The sequence below is a fragment of the Prolixibacteraceae bacterium genome (genome assembly GCA_019856515.1).
Classification (GTDB): Bacteria; Bacteroidota; Bacteroidia; order Bacteroidales; family Prolixibacteraceae; genus Halosquirtibacter; species Halosquirtibacter xylanolyticus.
The window spans coordinates 1,119,188-1,138,686 of record CP082230.1 but is presented as its reverse complement, the minus strand read 5'-3'; the positions used below and the strand labels follow the sequence as shown (position 1 = coordinate 1,138,686).

General features: G+C 35.1%; 10 protein-coding genes. 9 read left to right on the top strand and 1 reads right to left on the bottom strand.

Going from position 1 to position 19,499, the window contains the following annotated elements; all coding sequences use genetic code 11:
* Positions 1-3: 3 nt before the first annotated feature.
* The 9 genes from K5X82_03880 (at position 4) to K5X82_03840 (ending at position 15,148) form a co-directional block, all read left to right on the top strand.
* The gene (locus K5X82_03880) at positions 4-789 is read left to right on the top strand and encodes an IclR family transcriptional regulator (protein ID QZT38045.1); all 786 of its coding nucleotides are present in this window, start codon (positions 4-6) and stop codon (positions 787-789) included.
* Positions 790-821: 32 nt separating this feature from the next.
* Positions 822-2,600: a hypothetical protein gene (locus K5X82_03875; GenBank protein ID QZT38044.1), complete on the top strand. Its 1,779-nt coding sequence runs from the start codon at positions 822-824 to the stop codon at positions 2,598-2,600.
* 7 nt (positions 2,601-2,607) lie between these two features.
* Positions 2,608-3,531, top strand: coding sequence for a hypothetical protein (locus tag K5X82_03870; GenBank protein ID QZT38043.1), 924 nt, complete (start codon positions 2,608-2,610; stop codon positions 3,529-3,531).
* A 27-nt stretch (positions 3,532-3,558) separates the two neighbouring features.
* Positions 3,559-7,518: an SUMF1/EgtB/PvdO family nonheme iron enzyme gene (locus K5X82_03865; GenBank protein QZT38042.1), complete on the top strand. Its 3,960-nt coding sequence runs from the start codon at positions 3,559-3,561 to the stop codon at positions 7,516-7,518.
* Between the two features lie 241 nt (positions 7,519-7,759).
* Positions 7,760-8,380 (top strand): hypothetical protein, encoded by a 621-nt coding sequence (locus K5X82_03860; GenBank protein QZT38041.1) that lies wholly within the window; start codon positions 7,760-7,762, stop codon positions 8,378-8,380.
* Entirely contained in the window at positions 8,377-8,790 is a 414-nt protein-coding gene (locus K5X82_03855) for a transcriptional repressor (protein ID QZT38040.1), read from the top strand. Before K5X82_03860 ends, K5X82_03855 begins: the two co-directional genes overlap by 4 nt.
* 104 nt (positions 8,791-8,894) lie before the next feature.
* Positions 8,895-9,344, top strand: coding sequence for a hypothetical protein (locus K5X82_03850; protein ID QZT38039.1), 450 nt, complete (start codon positions 8,895-8,897; stop codon positions 9,342-9,344).
* Positions 9,345-9,532: 188 nt separating this feature from the next.
* Complete coding sequence (locus tag K5X82_03845; GenBank protein ID QZT39078.1) at positions 9,533-13,858, top strand: CusA/CzcA family heavy metal efflux RND transporter; 4,326 nt, start codon at positions 9,533-9,535, stop codon at positions 13,856-13,858.
* Positions 13,859-13,882: 24 nt separating this feature from the next.
* Positions 13,883-15,148 carry an efflux RND transporter periplasmic adaptor subunit gene (locus K5X82_03840; protein QZT38038.1) on the top strand — a complete coding sequence of 422 codons (1,266 nt, stop codon included), beginning with the start codon at positions 13,883-13,885 and terminating at the stop codon, positions 15,146-15,148.
* A gap of 56 nt (positions 15,149-15,204) precedes the next feature.
* Here the strand turns inward: K5X82_03840 and K5X82_03835 are convergent, their stop codons facing one another.
* Complete coding sequence (locus tag K5X82_03835) at positions 15,205-19,473, bottom strand: T9SS type A sorting domain-containing protein (GenBank protein QZT38037.1); 4,269 nt, start codon at positions 19,471-19,473, stop codon at positions 15,205-15,207.
* Positions 19,474-19,499: the final 26 nt, after the last annotated feature.

The following is a 19,499-nucleotide window of genomic DNA, read 5'->3' as shown; positions in this document are numbered from 1 at the left end:
AATATGAAACAGGAAGGTGTAGCTAGTAAAGGCTATTCTGTGCCTAATTTAGAGAGAGCACTAGAAATTGTTGAGTTGTTGTCTGTAAATAGTCAAGGGATGACTCTAAGTGAGATACAGGAGTGTTTATTGTTTCCTAAAAGCTCAGTGTTTCGAATTGTTACAACATTAGTTGAAAGGGGCTATTTATTAAAGAATCAGATTGATGGTAAATTCTCTCTTTCGAAGAAATTTCTTCGAATAGGTTTGTCAACGGTGGATGAGTCAAGTATTGTTGAAAGTTCTTTACCTTATATGCGTTCTCTAAGAGACTCATTAAAAGAGACAATATTACTTGGTACTATCATTGAGAAACGAGGTGTTGTTTTAGAGCAGGTTGTAGGAAATCATGGATTTACGTTTATGTTGACTGTTGGTAAACCATTTTATTTACACTCCTCAGCTCCTGGAAAGGCGATGATTGCATTTTTACCTAATGAAGAGCGTGACGAGATTATAGATACAATAACCTTTGAGTCATTTAATGAAAAGACAATAAGTAGTAAAAAAGCTTTTCTTGAAGAATTAAAGGTGGTGAAGGAGAAAGGGTTTGCTTTAGATCGAGCAGAAGAACTTGAAGGAGTTCATTGTGTTGGAGCACCTGTATTTAATCAATATGGATATCCAATTGCTGCTGTTTGGGTCACTGCACCTTCAGCGAGGATGGGCTTAGATGATCTAGAGGAGGTTGGTGAAAAAATATATGGTTATGCCATGGAAATATCAAAACTTTACGGTTACGATATCTAAACTGATTAAACTAAACTAAACCAATAAATAAAATGAAATATATAACACACACACTTTTTTTATTTTTGTTGTTATCGACAATTAAAGGACAAGCAAAAGTCCAAAATAAAGATAATCAACCTTTATCTATAGTATCTATTGCTGTAGATGATACTCCGAATACAATATACTTTGCAGAAAAAGGTACACAGTGCATTGTTTCATATAATACCAAGACGAAACAGAATGTTACAAGGTGGTCTTTCGATCAGACTCCAACAGGGATCACTGTTTATAATGGAAAAATGTATATAACAACATCTTATGATGTTGGAAAAGTGTATAAAATAGATATTAATAGCAAGGTTATAGAAGATTCTCTCATTACAGGAATGGGGACATGTAGCCCTTATGTTGACCCTATTGGTGAAGCTTTGATTGTATGTAATCAATATAAAAATGATGTTGTAAAAATTTCGTTAAATGACTTTAAAGAGATTTCCCATTGTCATGTACAAAGAGAACCTAATAATATTGTTCTAGGTAAAAATCGCAAGTACTTATTTGTTACCAACTTTTTGCCTTACCAACCTGCAAATTTAGATACTGTTGCTGCAGATGTTTCTGTTATTGATTATAAAACAATGAAGGTTGTAAAGAGCATTAAGCTAACAAATGGAAGTAATGCTTTACGAGATATGGTGCTTACAAATGATGGAAAATATGCTATTGTAACTCATAATCTAGGACGTTTTCAGGTACCAACATCACAATTACAACAAGGTTGGATGAATACCAGTGCTATGTCATTGATAGATACTGAAAAACTTCAGTTATTAGGGACTGTTTTACTTGATGAGCCTGATCATGGTGCTGCTGGTACGTGGGGTATTGTTTGTAATGATGAATATATTTTTGTTAGCCACTCCGGTGCACATGATATGAGTGTCATTTCATATAAGGAGATGATTGATAAATTTAATCATACGGCCGATAAGGAAACCTTATCTTATGATTTAAGATTTCTAAATGGGTTAAGAAAAAGAGTGTCATTAAAAGGCAATGGTCCTCGTGATTTGGTGATCAAAGATCAAAAAGTGTATATTCCAACTTATTTCTCGGATATTCTTAATGTGTATAGTATTGATAGTGAGGAACTGTCTTCGGTCTGTTTAAACCCAGATTATAAGCCATCTGTTGTTCATCATGGAGAACAACTTTTTAATGATGCTTCATATTGTTTAGAAGGTTGGCAATCGTGTAATGGTTGTCATCCTGGTGATGCTAGAACTGATGGGATGAATTGGGATTTGCTAAATGATGGTATTGGAAATCCTAAAAACTGCAAGAGTATGTTGTATGCACATCAATCTCCTCCTGCAATGATATCAGGTATTAGACCTGATGCTGAAACTGCAGTTAGGGCAGGATTTCAACATATACAGTTTGCTCAGGTAACAGATAAAGAGGCAAAAGCAGTAGATGCTTATCTTCAATCGCTGAAGCCACTTCCAAGTCCGTATCTTACGAATGGAGAGTTGAGTGAAAAAGCAAGAAAAGGAGAGAAGCTATTCGTAAAATATAATTGCCATTATTGTCATAGTGGACCACTTTTTACTGATGGTAAAATGCATCGTATAGGAGATGTCGAATTCGAAAATGGATGGGATACACCGACTTTAAAAGAGGTGTGGAGAACAGGTCCTTATTTATATGATGGTAGAGCTAAGTCTATAAAAGAAGTATTTACAATCTATCATCATGGTTTAAAAGATAAGAAACTGAAGAAGAAAGATATTGAATGTTTGGTAGAATATGTCAAATCTCTATAACTAAACTATGAACACACAACTAAAAAAACGCCTTAAAGGTGTAATGATGGTTATCTGCTTTACTGCAACATGTGCCTTGATGGTCTCATGTCATGTTGCAAAGCGAGAAGTTCTTATTGCAGGATCTGGATGGAATAAAATCGTGCGATATGACTTAGATAACCAGAAAATTACATGGTCACACTCTTTAGAGAAAGGCCAAGAGTGTAATGAGGTTTCTCAACCATCAAAGAGTACTGTTTTGTACTCTTATAGAAAAGGAGCAAAATTGATAGATTTAGATCACAATGTACTATGGAATTATGATACACCAAAAGGTACAGAATTGCAATCTGCTTCGATGACTAATGATGGTAATATTTTGCTTGGTCAATGCGGAACACCTGCAACGATAATGGAATACAGCAAAGATGGCAAGCTTTTGTCAAAAACAACATTCGAAACAGGTCTTAAAAAAGCTCATGCCCAATTAAGACGAGTGAGAAAAACTTCAAGAGATACTTATTTAGTTCCAATCTTTGGAAATGGACAAGTCTGGGAAATTGCTAAAAGTGGTGATGTTTTACGAAAAGTAACTGTTGGTGGTGTTCCTTTTTCTGTTGTCGAAATTTCAAATGATCATTGGATGGTATCTTGTGGTGATGGTCATTATCTCTTAGAGATAAATCCTAGTAGTAGTGAGGTTCTCTCTAAAATTGAACAAAATGATATAGAGGATATTCCTTTAAGATTCGTTGCTGAATCAGTTCGTCTAAGTAGCGGTAATACTCTAATTTGTAATTGGGGTGGACATGCTCGAAAGTTAAAGAGAGTCGCTAGTTTGATGGAAGTAACTCCAGAAAAGAAAGTTGTTTGGAGTATTGCTTTATCTGATTCATTGGGAATGGTATCTTCTGTTGACCCTTTGTGGGATACTAAACGTTTGAAATAATAATAGAACCTAATAAAACATTATATCATGAAGTTTAAATCACTGATAGTTGCAATGTCATGTCTGCTCACGACATTGAACCTATTTGCCGAAAAGAGTTGCGACAGTTGGAGCTCGACTTTGTTGCAAAAAAGATCGGCATATCAAACAGAAATTAAAAATGACAAACCTCTGTATGTGTCAAAGGTGATGCATAAAGGAATGTCAGAAAAAATATCGGTTAATGTATCAGGCTTAAAGCAGCTTGTCCTTCAGTCTTGGACAACAAAAGATGGAAATTATACTGATGATGCACTTTGGATTAACCCCATACTAGTTACACAAAAAGGTGATACTGTTCGAGTTAAAGAAGGAGTATTTACTAACCATTATGGAAGGAAACCTTCTTGGCACAAGAACAGACGTAATTGGGATCTAAAATATAAAGGTAAAGTTCAAAAGCATGCCTTTTATGTAAATGGAAATACTTTACAAAGATTACTTTTAAATAAGAAGTATAAGAAGTTTGAAGCGACAGTAGTAATTAGCGATATTGCTCAAAAACAGGCTTCTATGCAGTTTATTGTTGGTCAGAAAGACCCAATAGATTTAATTCAAGATTTAAAGAGTAGCTATCCTGTATACATGGCAGCTATCAATCCTGGGAAAGTGGGGTTGCCATATTGGTTTACAAATAATGATGTTTCACTTATTGAACCTTCAGTAAAAAATTTAGCAAAGTCTCTTAACGATCCAAGTTTCTTTAATCAAAGGATAAAAGAAACATCTAAATTAGAGGATTTAGAGCAGAAGAAAGCTTTGTTAGATTTAATTCCGCAGATTCAAGAGGTGAAAAAGCTGCAAAGCTTAATTGTTTGGGTTAAACCAAGTTCTATTGAGTTGGCATTAGCAGACATGTATGCTAAGGATAAAACCCAACTTAATAAGTCATTAGGGCAGTTAGATTTTATCAAGAATAATTTGGTTTCAGCTAAAAAAGGAATCTATAAATATGACACCAGTTCGTTAGCAACAGCCTATAAGATTATTGAAACACAAAAGTCTTTATTACTAGGGAATAAACTTTTAGATGTTGATAAACTATTAACTGTACAGTACCACTATGATCCAGTCAAAGCACGTCGTGTTAATGCTAGAGAGATGGGATTGCCTCCAAACAACTGGTCTGTTCATACATCAAAGAGAAAAAGAGGTTATGATTGTGAATTAGTCGAGTTGAGCAACATACGAGGTGAGATTCAGAAAAGAGAAATCTATAAACCAAAAAAAGATTATCCTGTAACGGATGTTCATCTTCATTGGGATGGTGAAAGAATCATGTTTAGTTCTGTAAGTAAACAGAACCGTTGGGATCTTTTTGAAGTGAAAACAGATGCAAAAGATTTACATCGCTTAACTGATATCGAAGATGATGATGTTGATTTCTTTGATGGAACTTACCTTCCAAATGGTAAGATTATCATGGATGCGACTTTGGGTTACAATGGTGTACCTTGCGTGAATGGTAGCGATAAAGTTGGGAATTTAGCTTTATTTGATCCTAAAACGAAAAATCTTAGACGTCTTAATTTTGGTCAAGACAATGACTGGGATCCAGTTGTGATGAATAATGGTAAGGTGATGTACCTACGATGGGAGTATACTGATAATACTCACTATTTTTCTAGAATCATGATGCATATGAATCCAGACGGTACTAATAAGAAAGAGCTATACGGAAGTGGATCTTATTGGCCTAATTCAATGTTTGATGCACAACCTCTTCCTGGAAAAAATACCAATAAGTTTATTGCAGTAGTGTCTGGTCACCATGGAACTGTTCGTTCAGGACGATTAGTGATTTTCGATCCAGCGAAAGGAAGACAAGAAGACAAAGGAGTTGTTCAAGAAATTCCGTTTAAGGACAGGAAAGTTGTTCCTGAAATAAAAGATAGATTAGTGGATGGTGTATGGCCTCAGTTTCTAAAGCCTTACCCTTTGAATGATAAATACTTCTTGGTTTCTGCAAAACTTGATCAAGATGCATTGTGGGGAATCTATTTGGTGGATATTTACGATAACATGACACCTCTTGCACTAGATGAGTCAATTGGTTATTGTGAAATAGTCCCAGTACAAAAAAAGGATACTCCTCCTGTAATTCCTGAAAAAGTAAAACTTGATCAGAAAGATGCTACAGTTTATATCCAAGATATATATGAAGGTCAAGGCCTAAAAGGTGTTCCTCGCGGATCTGTGAAGAAACTACGTATTTTTGCATATGAGTATGCGTTTATAAAATCTCCATCTAACCATGCTGCACAAGGTATTCAGAGTGGGTGGGATATGAAACGTCTGTTAGGAACTGTACCAGTTGAGGAAGATGGTTCTGTAATGTTTAAAGTCCCAGCCAATTTACCTATCTCAATGCAACCACTTGATGAAGATGGAGCTGCTATTCAGTGGATGAGAAGTTGGATGACTGCGATGCCAGGAGAAGTGGTTTCGTGTGTAGGATGTCATGAGAATCAAAATACAATTGTACGTCCTAAATTTACTTCTGCTTCTCGAAAGAAGCCTGTTGCAATCACACCTCCTCAAGGTGGTATACGTTCATTTACGTTTAATCTAGAGGTACAGCCTGTATTAGATAGAAAATGTATTGGATGTCATGATGGAAGCAATGGTTTGGCTAATTTTAAAGATTCGTCGATTGATAAGAAGGTCGGTTATGGAAAAAGTTATTTAGCACTTCATCCATATGTAAGACGTCAAGGACCTGAGGCTGATATTCATGTAATGAAGCCGATGGAGTATCATGCAAATACGAGTGATCTTATTCAGATGTTAAAGAAGGGACATCATGGTGTAGAATTAGAAGAAAAAGAGTGGCAATCATTATATAATTGGATTGACTTCAATGCACCATATCATGGAACATTTCAAAGTAATGATTTGAATGGGATTGATCAGGTTTGTCGTCGTCAAGAGTTGATGAAAAAATATAATGATGTATCAGTAGATTGGGAAAAAGAAATTGAGGATTATGCAAAGTATCTTGAAACTCAAGGCCCAATAAAAACTGTAACTCCCAAAAAGACAGGGAAAAAAGAAGTAAAACCTTTACGTGTTCGTAGATGGCCTTTTAATTCACAAAAGGCAAAAGATATGGTCGATAAGCACTCTGCAAAATTTGTAGAGATCGTTCCTGGAATGAAGATTAAAATGGTTTATATTCCTAAGGGGGCATTCGTGTCATATGATCAAGATCTTAACACACATCATACGGTGCAGAATAAGGTGAAGGTTCAAAAAGGATTTTGGATGAGTGAATCTGAAATCTCTAACGAACAGTATAGAGCAATTGTTCCTGAGCATAATAGCCGTTTTATTGCTCAGCAATGGAAAGACCATACAACTGCTGGATATCCAGCTAACAAGCCTACACAGCCTGTTATTCGAGTTAGTTATGATGAAGCAAGTAATTTCTGCGACGAACTTTCGAAAAAGAATAATATGAAAATTATGCTTCCAACAGAGCAACAGTGGGAATGGGCTGCTAAATGTGGAACAGATCAAGGTTTCTGGTTTGGATCAATTAATTCTGACTTTTCTAAATATGAAAATTTTGCTGATGACCAATTGGCGAATATGGCAGTTGTTGGGGTAAATCCAACTCCAATGAAAAAAGATCATTGGTTACGCCCTTATTATGACTTTATTCCACGTGCACAACATGTCGATGACAAACAGATGTTGACGGCTCCAGTTAAGTCATATGAAGCCAATTCATGGGGATTATATGATATGTTAGGTAATGTTGCAGAGTGGACTCGATCTACATATGTCGATAATATTGAATTATCAGGTAATCCAAGAGAATATAAAGTAGTAAAAGGTGGTTCATGGAGAGATCGACCAGAGATGTCAACACCACAGGTACGTAATTTTTACTATCCTTGGCAGAAAGTGACAAAAGTAGGTTTCCGAATCATTATTGAAGAATAAGCATATTATTGATAGTATATAGTAAGTTTAAAAGGGGAGTATCTTGTTGGTACTCCCTTTTAAGTGTGTCATAAATTGAACATAGTTTGTCTTTTGGACGTTGATCTATTTGAAGCTTATTGTGAGAATCAAACAGACCTATTCAATAGATTATAGATCTTTTTTTATTACCTTGTTTCATAAATTTATATATTATCAAACTATGTTTTTCAATCAAATTGTTCAACGAATGCTTTTAATCATGGGAGTAGTAGTTTACTTCTCATCCTGTGGAATTACACAAGACTACAAAGAAAGTAGTTATATCTCAGCATTAAAACCTCAATTAGCTACTGATGAAGTTTATAAAGAACCCATAGGAGAAAGAAAGATCTTTACAGATCATATTGATGTAACTTATAAACTTTTTGGTGGTAAAGTAGTACGCAAAGAGAGTCCAGTCGGAGAGATGTATTACATGCATGTTCCAGGTTTGGGCAAAATGGGGAGAAAGGGATCACCAGCTCTTCCAATGAGAAATGATCTTTTTGAAATACCATGGGATTCTAAACCTAGTATTGAGATAATGGAGGTTGTATATGTAACGTACGATAATTTATTGATATACCCTGCCCAACCACCAATGCCAGATGTTTATGGTGCAAAAGCTCCTCCTTTTTATATTGATGAGAAATTATATTCATCAAATCAGTGGTATCCATTTCCGATTGCTCAAATTTATTCGGACCAAAAAGCTGCTCAGAAAAGATATGTAAGGGTATTGATTGGTTGTGCACAACAGTGTCCTTCAAAACGCCAACTGCGTGTTTTGTCAAAAGTAAAATATAGACTTCATTTCAATCAAAAAAAGAATATAGAATGAACGATACAATAATGAAAGCTTTTTTAGAAGAAAAAGAGGTGCGGGTTACTAATATTCGTTTGTCTGTAATGAACTATTTTTACCAGCATCAATATGCATTATCATTAACAGATTTGGAGACAGATTTAGACGATATTGATCGTTCAACTCTTTTTCGTACCATTCGTTTATTTATTGAAAAGAAAATTGTACATGAAGTGGGGATGGCGGGTGGCCATACAAAATATGCATTATGGGATATTGTTATGGATGAAAACGATAATTCTTGTGTTCACTTTACTTGTTTGAAGTGTCACCATTCTTACTGTTTTCCAAACAGTCCCACCCCTGAGGTTACACTTCCTAATAACTTTGTATTGGATCAATGTGAGGTTATTGTACGTGGACTCTGTGATAACTGTTCAATATGAATTACTGATAATTTTACGATAAGCAAACTGAAACCTTGGTCGTAGATATGTTTTGCAACTCAGTTGCAGTAAGAATTGAGTACCTTTGATAAAGTATACATGTTATGATGATGAAAGCAAATAAAAAATATATATGGAATCTGTGGTGTATCTACTTGGCTGGAGTAGTTATACTTCTTCATATGATTGTTCCTCATCATCATCATTACTATGGGGTTTCTGAGTTTCATAATCATACTGCTAATGATGCTAGTATATTGAATCTTAATCCGAACGTTGAACGAGTATCTAATGAATGTAACCATTTTAATACTTCTGAAAACCAAAGTTGTCTTGCATTGGAGCAGGTTTTTTTTGAGGATATCCGAAATAAGGTAACTGCACTCTTTCCATTTGTTCTTTATGCTTTAGTTTTTATATTATTAGTCTTGCGTTTCCCACTTCTAGGGGATACTTCTAAACGACAATTTTACTTCTGTTTAAAATATAATCTGTTTGATTCTATCATCTCTTCTTGTGAATCAAGAAGAGGTCCTCCACATTTGATTATCTAATCCATAGGTGCTAACAGGATCCCCAAATTATGGCTACCCTATTGGCTCCTATGTGGAAGTTTTTTCTATAACTTCTAATGTCTAAGGAAATGTATTCTCTAGATATAAGGGTAGTTTGCATCAAATCGTTTTTGTATGCTACTGTTTCTATCTAGGATTACCAATATATAATGATAAGATGAAAGATGATGATAGATAAAATTATATCTTTTTCAATAAAGAATAAGTTTTTTATTGCCCTGATGACACTGGTAATGATTGTCACCGGGCTTTATTCAATGAAAAATATACCACTTGATGCAACTCCTGATATAACGAATAACCAGGTTCAAGTAATCACAGTTGCTCCTAATTTAGGGACAGAAGATATCGAAAAGTTTGTTACATATCAAGTTGAATTGTCGATGTCTAATCTTCCTAATGTAACTGAATTACGTTCTGTTTCTCGTTTCGGACTCTCTGTTGTAACTATTGTCTTTAAAGATGATATGGGGACATATTTGCCAAGACAATTAGTGAGTGAGGCGTTAACTAAGGTTAAAGATGATATTCCTAAAGGTTTTGGTGAACCATTTATGGCTCCAATTAGTACGGGGCTTGGAGAGATTTATCAATACACATTGGAAGTAGGAGAAGGGTATGAGTCGGAATTTACCCCACAAAGGCTTCGCACAATCCAAGATTGGATTGTGAAAAGACAGATGTCAATGACTCCAGGTGTTGTTGAAGTAAACTCTTTCGGTGGATACACTAAACAGTATGAAATTGCAATTGATCCTCAAAGACTTCAAAGTGTTGGGATTTCTATGTCAGATGTGTTTGAAGCGGTGAATCGAAATAATCAAAATACGGGTGGTGCATATATTGAGAAGAATTATAAAGTAAACTACATTCGAGGAGAAGGTTTAATTAAATCGTTAGATGATATACGTAATGTAGTAATAGGTATTAAAGATGATTCTCCTGTCTTTATAAGGGATATTGCAACGGTAAAATATGGAGATGCAATTCGTTATGGAGCATTTACACGAAACGGTAAGGGTGAAGCCGTTGGTGGTATTGTAATGATGTTAAAAGGTGCTAATTCTAATAAGGTAATAACGACAGTAAAAGATAAAATAGCCCTAATTCAGAAATCTCTTCCAAAAGGGGTGACGATTGTTCCATTTCTGGATCGAAGTGAGATGATTAAAAAGACAACATCTACTGTTGCTGAGAATTTAGCTTTAGGTGCTCTGATTGTTATTTTTGTATTGGTATTAATTCTCGGGAATGTAAGAGGGGGACTTATTGTTGCTTCGACCATCCCTTTATCATTGTTATTTGCTTTTATAATGATGTATATCTTTGGTGTTTGGGCTAACTTGATGAGTTTAGGCGCAATAGATTTTGGTATATTAATTGATGGTGCAGTTATTATTGTTGAATCAATGGTGTTTTATCTTCATGAAAAACAGCTTATAGGAAAGAAGTTGTCGGCACAGGAAAGGGATCAATTGTCGTTCAAATCCTCAAGTACGATGATGAATTCTGCATTCTTCGGCCAAATTATTATTATGATTGTCTTTATTCCCATTATGGTACTTGGTGGAATCGAAGGGAAGATGTTTAGACCGATGGCTTTGACATTCGGATTTGCTATAATCGGTGTTCTGATTTTATGTTTAACCTATATTCCAATGATGTGCTCCCTTTTTCTTCGGGCACCGAAAAGTGAGAAAAAAAGTATTGGTGATAGAATTGTTCTTGCCTTAGAGAATATATATAGACCAATATTAGAACGGGCGCTTAGAAACACCAAAGCAATTATAGGATCGTCTTTCGCTTTGTTGATTGTTTCGTTATTTACATTTAGTAAAATGGGAGGAGAGTTTATTCCTCAATTGGATGAAGGAAATATTGCATTACATATTCTGATGCAACCAGGTACAGCCTTAACTGAGCTCGTTTCTACTTCGACAAAAGTGGAAAAGTTATTGCTTAATAAATTTCCTGATGAAATTAATTCAATCCAGACAAGAATTGGTGTAGCTGATATTCCGACGGATCCAATGCCAATGGATATTGGAGATAGTTTTGTGATACTTAATCCTCCTAGTGAATGGACCGCAACAAAGGATAAAGAGACCTTGGTTAAAATGTTTAAAGAGACTGTTACTTCTATTCCTGGGGTTAACTATGAGTTTTCACAACCCGTAGAAATGCGATTTAATGAATTGTTGACAGGTATTAGAGAGGATCTTGCGATTAAAATATATGGTGAAGATCTTCAGATATTGTCACAGAAGGCAGCTGAGATTGAAAAATTAATTGCTAATATCTCTGGTGTTGGAGATTTAAGGGCTGAAGCAACACAAGGATTGCCTCAGATTACAATTCAATATGATAGAGAGAAAATCGCTCAATATGGTCTTGATATAAGAAAACTAAATGAGATTGTCTCTACTGCATTTGGCGGTAAAGTAGCTGGAGTTGTTTATGAAGGCGAAAAATGTTTTGATATTGTTGTACGTCTTGATAAGTTATATCGAAAGGATATAAATAATGTTCAAAATCTAAATATAGATTTGGATAATGGACAACAAGTTCCATTAAAAGAGATTGCTGATGTGAGTTATAGATCGGGTCCTATGCAAGTTAGTCGTGATAATACCAATCGAAGAACCTATGTTGGAGTGAATGTTCGAGATCGTGATGTGAAGTCTCTCGTTAAAGAAATCCAACAAAAACTTGATGCAGAACTTATGCTTCCTTCTGGCTATTTTATACGCTATGGTGGGGCTTTCGAAAACCTTCAGCGTGCAACCAATAGGTTAAAAGTTGTTGTGCCAATAGCTCTTGCAATTATCTTTTTATTAGTTTATGTAGCTGTAAAGTCGTTTAAACAAACTTTGATGATCTATGTTGCAATACCGCTATCTGCTGTGGGAGGAATCTTTTCGTTATATCTTAGAGATTTACCATTTAGTATCTCTGCAGGAGTAGGATTTATCGTGCTGTTTGGTGTTGCTGTAATGAATGGACTTGTCTTAATTGGGGGGTTGAATGAACTTTATGAGCAAGGAAATCGAAGTATAAAAGATCTTATACTTAAAGGAGCAACTCGTCGTATTCGTCCAATCATTCTAACTGCTTCAACCGATATCCTTGGGTTCTTGCCAATGGCTATCTCAACATCTGCTGGTGCTGAGGTTCAGCGTCCTTTGGCGACGGTAGTTATTGGAGGAATGATCTCAGCGACCTTACTAACCCTCTTAGTATTACCTGTACTATATCAATTAATAATGACGTCGAAAAGATCGTTGAAGAGAATATCAAAGAACGTTGTGGTTACTGGTTGTGTACTGTTTTTTACATTTAGTTTTGGAACCACAGATATCTACGCACAAGAAAAAACAATTAATCTTGATAAAGCTATCGAAATAACAAAACAGAACTACCCACAAATAAAAGCAGCACAATTACAAATTAAGCAACAAGAAGAATTAAAGCAGACTGCTTGGGATTTTGGTTCTACTATAATATCAACATCAAAAGATGAAACCAATAATAGTTCTCCAGGGTCAGTTACTAATATTGCAGTTACTCAGTCAAATATTGATATTTTCACAATATCTTCTAAGAAGAAGCTATTGAAAGCAAATGTTGATGTCGCACAAGCGTCATCTAAACTCGTGGAGGATCAAGTCATACTTCGAATGTCAAGAGCTTATAATAGATTATTATATAGTAATATGAAGGTTGAGTTGTATGCAGGTCTAGATAGTATCTATAAAGGATTTGTCAATGCTGCAAAAATTAAGTATGAAACTCAAGAAACTTCGAAGCTTGATTATATATCTGCCATGACTAAATATCAAGAGTTACAATTAAGTATACAGTCAATTAAAGGGGAACGTGATGTTGCATTTCAAGATTTAAACCAATTTTTAATGTTAGATGAACTATTTAATGTTGAGTCAACCTCCTCCTCGTTCAACTATTTTAAGGAAGACACTCTGTTTAACTCCTCATTAAATTTGGCTTCAAAAAAAATTGATCGAGCATCTAACAATTATAAAAATCAAAAAATCCAATTCTTGCCAAAAATAAATGCATCATATAAAAATCAAAGTGTAAATGGATTGAAAGGGTATTTTGGATATGAGGTTGGAATATCCATACCATTGTTTAGTGGCCAATTAGCACGATCTAAAGCAGCTAGAGTGAATATGCAAATTGCGAAGGAGAACTATCAAACACAATTACTTGATAATCGGACATTGTACACAAAGATGCAGATTCAATACGAAACTTTAAGAGACGTGCAGTCTTATTATCAGCATCAGGCATTACCACTGATTGAAGAGCAGATTAAAGCTACCCAATTGGCATATCGCACTGGTGAAATAGGGTATGTTGAGTTTGTTCAGAATATTGATACAAGTATTGATACAAAAGAGCGTTACTTGGAATCATTTCTGTCTTATATGAATGTGATCGCGACATTAAAATATATCACAGGACAAAAATAATATAATTGTTAAAATTAATCGATTATGAAGAAAATATCATATTATATAACAGCCTTAGGGGCTATATTCTTTTTGTGCCTATATGGATGTACTGGCATTAACAAGCCTGTTTCAGTTCAAGAACAAGAAGAACTACATGATGATCATGAAATGACTGAAGGGATGGCGGTATTAAGTAAAACACAAAGAGATGCCATTGAATTAAAGATTGGAAAAATCGTTGATAGAGTGATGACAGGAACTTTAATAACCAACGGACGATTAGTGATCTCTCCATCACAAAAAGCTGAAATAACAACTTATATTGGTGGTCGAATAAAACAAATATTGGTGATGGAAGGACAAAAAGTTCGGAAAGGTCAAGTACTGATTATACTTTCGGATCCTAATATTATTACCATACAGCAAACTTTTCTTGAAAATTATAATAAGCTTACCTTTTTAAAGAAAGAGTTAGATAGACAAAAAATACTTTTTCAGAATGATGTTGCATCAGGTAAACAATATCAGAAAGCCACTGCCCAATATAAATCATTATTTGCAAGTTACAAAGGACAGAAAATTCAGTTGGAGATGTTAGGCTTTAATGTGGATCGAATTCAAACAGGGTATATATATAGTACACTTAAAATATTAGCCCCAATATCTGGTTATATTGGGAATGTTAAAGTGAAATTGGGTGAATTTATTGACGCGAATAGTCATATTGCGAATGTCTTTGATACAGATAACCTCCATGCAGATCTTAAGGTGTATGAAAAGGATGTTAGATATATTAAACCGAATCTGAAAGTTAGATTAAGAGCAACAACAAATCCAAATATTGAGCTTACTGGCGAGATCTTTTCAATAGGTAAAGAGCTGGATAAGGGAAGTAAAACGATAATTATTCATTCTACTATAGATCAAAAAGATCCATCATTGAAGGTTGATGGGTATGTGTATGGAGATATATTGATTGGGGGAGAAATGATCTCTTCAGTGCCCGAATCTGCCGTTGTGCAGCAGTCTGGTAAGTCGTATATCTTTGTTCTGAATAGAGATGTTTCTAAGAAAATTCAATCGCATGAGAAAGATGAAGTATCCAAAATAGAGAATGGTGAAATTTCGTCTGTTTATGATGAAAAGTGGGCATTTGATATGATTGAAGTAATTGTAACCCAAAAACAGAATAAGTATTTGGGGATTCAACTTTCAAAGCCTCTATCAGCTAATTCTGAGGTCGTCCTTAATGGTGCTTTTTATTTACTCTCAGATATGAAAAAGGGAGAAGCGAAACATTCTCATTAAAATTCAATTTTAAAAAGAGAGGGAATTGCCCTCTCTTTTTAAGTAAATAAGAAAAATTATTTTATCATCAGTTTATGTAATGTCTCTTTGCCATACATGTTTATTTTGAAGAAATAGATACCTGATGGAAGGTCTAATGTAATGAGATTATCTTGTCTGTCTAGATAAACTTGGTGAATTGTTTTTCCTGACATATCAATAATATCTGCTGAAATACGTTTTTCAGGAGCATTCTCTAATACAATGTGAACTTCTGTTCTCGCAGGATTTGGATAGATACGAATTCCTTCAATTGTCACGGATTTATCCATATTATCTTGGATGTTATCTCTGAAGTTAATTCCATAAGAATCATTAGCGTTTATATTAATGGTATAATCTTCAGCATTAAAGTAACTTAATGAACCTGTCGCTTTTACTGTATTATTATTCCATGCATAAACTATTCTCATTCTACAGCTACCAGCAGTAGCATTGTAAGGAACTTGAATATACTTAGATATTATCTTTTTCTCACCTGAAACGGTTCCTAAGGTATACCTTTCGCTTGTTTCAAAAGAACCATCATGATCCCAATCAATCCATACATAAGTCCAGAATTCGTCCACATAGATATTGTTTACGCCAACTTCTAGTTTATATGTCATGTTAGCTTTTACAGTCGTGAATAGGTGTAAGAAATCATTGTATCCTACTGTGCGACTACTTGTATTATCGATGGTGTTAAATACTGTTTTGTATATTGCACTCAACCCTTGTCCTGATAGAGATCCGTAAGTAAGAGCATCATCTGTCTTCACTAAAGTTGTTGGAACAGAACCTCCAATATAATAACGAATATCTCTACCTCTATTATTGAATGGATAGATTTTAAAATAGTAATTCGTATTAGGTGTTAAACCTGTTATTGTCGTTTCCATTTGATCATTAGTCACTAATTTAGTATCTGTAACATCCTCTTGTCCATTTATAGGAGATGCAATAGAATAACTATTAGTTCCCCACTTAATCACATAACCATCGGGTATCTCATAAGAGCTATTACCCCAAGATAACGTTGCTGAAGTTTGACCATGTTCCAATTCAATGAATTTACTTGCATGGTGTTTAGGTGCTGCTTTTATCTGTCTCTTCGTTGTGAAGGTAACTTCTGCACCATAATTAATCCCAGAACCATTAATAGCATATGCTCTTGCATAATATTTAGTATTTGATTCTAGTCCTTCCAATATTACTCGAGCTGCCATCTTATATGGTTTAGGCGCATCAAACTTCGTGTCATCTACAGTTGGTGCTGAGCTTTCTGAAACAACAACACCTTGTTCAATAATACTTGAACCTCCAGAGGCTGTAATTCTCATGCCTACAACCACATTGTCATCATAAACTTCTGGATTGGCAATTGTTTCGACTACAGGTAGATTGGAACTTACTTCAATAATGAAATCCTCCGACTGACCATAGCTAAGGTCTTGACATGCAGTTGTGATCGCATTCTTATAATAGTCGGAAATAACACGCATTCGTAGCTTCTGATTGCCTAAGAAATGATTATCAACATTAAAAGACAATGTCTGTTTTCCCTTAACTTCTCCTACTATAGCTACACGTTCAGCTTCACTAAATATTCCGTTATTATCCCTATCTATAAAAATAGCAATGTTTTCACTATATTTAGTACCAACAGTAACCTCTATATTAACCTTTTTGGATGTAATCTTAAATACACCTTTATCTGTATGGTCTTTATACCCTTTTTCAGTATAGCTACTTTCAGAAAGTACATATTTAGATCCAATTTGAACTTTATAGATACCAAACTCATACTCTCTTGAAAGGTACTTCGTTGTATTGGTACAAGACGCTGCAGGCATACCTTCAACTAATTGAACAGCATCAGATATAGTATGCGTATTACTTCCATAATCATTTGTTGCTTTTAAGGATACATCATAACTTCCTTTTTCAAGATATTTGACCACTGGGTTTGCAGAAGTCTCGTCTGTATCATCCATAAATTGAATAGTTGTACTTCCAAAGTTCCAAAGATAACTTGTTACCTCTCCTTCACAATCAGCAATAAAATGAATAATAGCACTATTACCCATGATTGGGCTCGTTTCTAGCATTTTGAAGTTGGTTGTAGGAGCTGTTTGTTGAAGAGTATAACTCTTATAAACAGGACGACAATTTATCTTACTAACTGTAACTACTGCTTTTCTCCCTTCAATTATTGAACTAAAGCGCAGTGTTGCATTACCACCACTAACTCTTTGCTTACTGATTAGTTTACCATCCACTGTAAGAGTAACTAATGCGTCTTCTTTATTTACCCCATTGATATTGATACTACTTGTCCCGATAGAGACATCAGTTGGTAATGTCGCTTTGAGAATCGAAGGTTTTTGTGTCCACATTCTCATTGAAGGATCTCCGAAAAGATGGAATAATCGATATGTGTATAGTAAATAATTCTGACTCGGTGCCCACGTCTGGTTCATTCTTAAAAGTCCTAAATTAAGAACATCCCCTAGCGTGGTTGTTGCGTTATTAAAACCTTGTGCAGGTGGATTGTTCGCTGCACTACCTCTACCAAATGATGGTAAGATACCTGGATTAGGCCAAATTGATTCAACCATTCCGATAGACAAGCCATCGTTTGGTCCAGAAAGGGAATAGTATGATGCTCCAAAAACAGCAACAGCTCCAGCATCTTTAAGTCTCAAGAATTTCTCAGCAAAACATTCTTTTAATGAGAATTCACCTGTGTGGCAATTTATTGAGAATACTACAGGAAGTTTATCTCCATTATGAAGACGTCCCATCTGACTTGTTAAAAATTCAGGGTGAGCCCATCCATAGCCACCTGCATATCCATGATCTCTATGGAATACATAGAATTTACCACTGTTAATAGAGCTTACAATATCATCCACGTCGCCATCCCATTTAAAACCATTTGCTCGTAGAAGTTCTTGTGGGATTGCTTCTCCATTCGAAAAATAACCATTATTAAAATGAGTTGGAGTGACATTTGCATCAGTATAATAGATACGTTGAACATCATAGCCTTGATCAATCACATGATTCCTAATATCCTCACTAGTATGACAGAAGCGTCTAGTAGCATAGCCATCTCTTTCATCATCTTGAAATTGAGCACAATTAACCCCATTTTGATAAAAGCTTGCATCTTTTACTGGATCTTTCTCATATTTAATAATCTTGTCCACTACAATATTTGCTTGAGCTGCACTCGCTACAGATAAACGTCCTCTTGCCATATCTGGCGTAAAGTCATCTGCACCATCCATACAGGAATAGTAAAGGTCACTGACAAAATCTTCTCCACGAAGGGCTTTGAAATTCATCGATGGAACAAATTGTACATCCCCAATAATCACGTAATACTTAGGCTTTGGATTCCACTCTCGATAACGATCTGCAATCTCTGTTCTGACTTGTGCAGATGTCCATGTGTCCTGAGATACTAGATCCACCTTATATCCTAAGCTAGACTTCCATGCCGCTAATTTTTTTGCTGCTTGGTCAAAACTACTATGAGTGATAATGATGTAATCCTTTGCATCTGCTGATACCTCTTTTAATCCTCCACTAGCACTGTGCTCTAATTGATCTGGATTTATTAAATCTGCTTTTAGTACATCAACTGCCCTTTGATCTAGAGAAGTATAAGTTTTTTTAGATCCTTTATGAAAACGATAAACAAGTTTCGAATAAACTCTTAACGTTCTAGTTACAGGGTTAAACTGTACTGGACAAATCTTTACTGAAGCGATTCGTACTTCCCTCATTATTTGGTTCATTGAGATTGAAACATTTGTAGAGGGAAAAAATGCATTCTTTTGATATACTGCTGCATCTTTCTCGAATTCTGGTTCTGGAGCACCTTGTGTATCACGTGCAGGCTCTAAAGCAGGATGAACCATAAAATTCGGGTATTCCATAAATTTTGCATCTACTAGTTCAACACTAGCTTGATCCATTTTGGATAGAGCAAAATGATCGTTACGCATCGGTAGAGCTGGCGCTCCAACCTGCCCTAATTGACCAAATCCTTTAATGTGTAGAAATGTGTAAGGGTCTTCTAATACCTCTTTGTCAACGACCTCCGCACCTTTGAAATAGTACGTAACTTCTATTGTTCCATCTGAGAGCTCTTTTACTTCTCTTTCAGGTAAAATAGTCTGTTCAACAGCATCTGTTGATTTCAATTGTTTTGCAAATGGTAGATAACGATTTTGACCATTCACCATTAGGCTTAACACCATCATAAAGATGGTAAGACAATAAAGTTTTTTCATATAAAATAAATTTTAAAAGTTAGTGT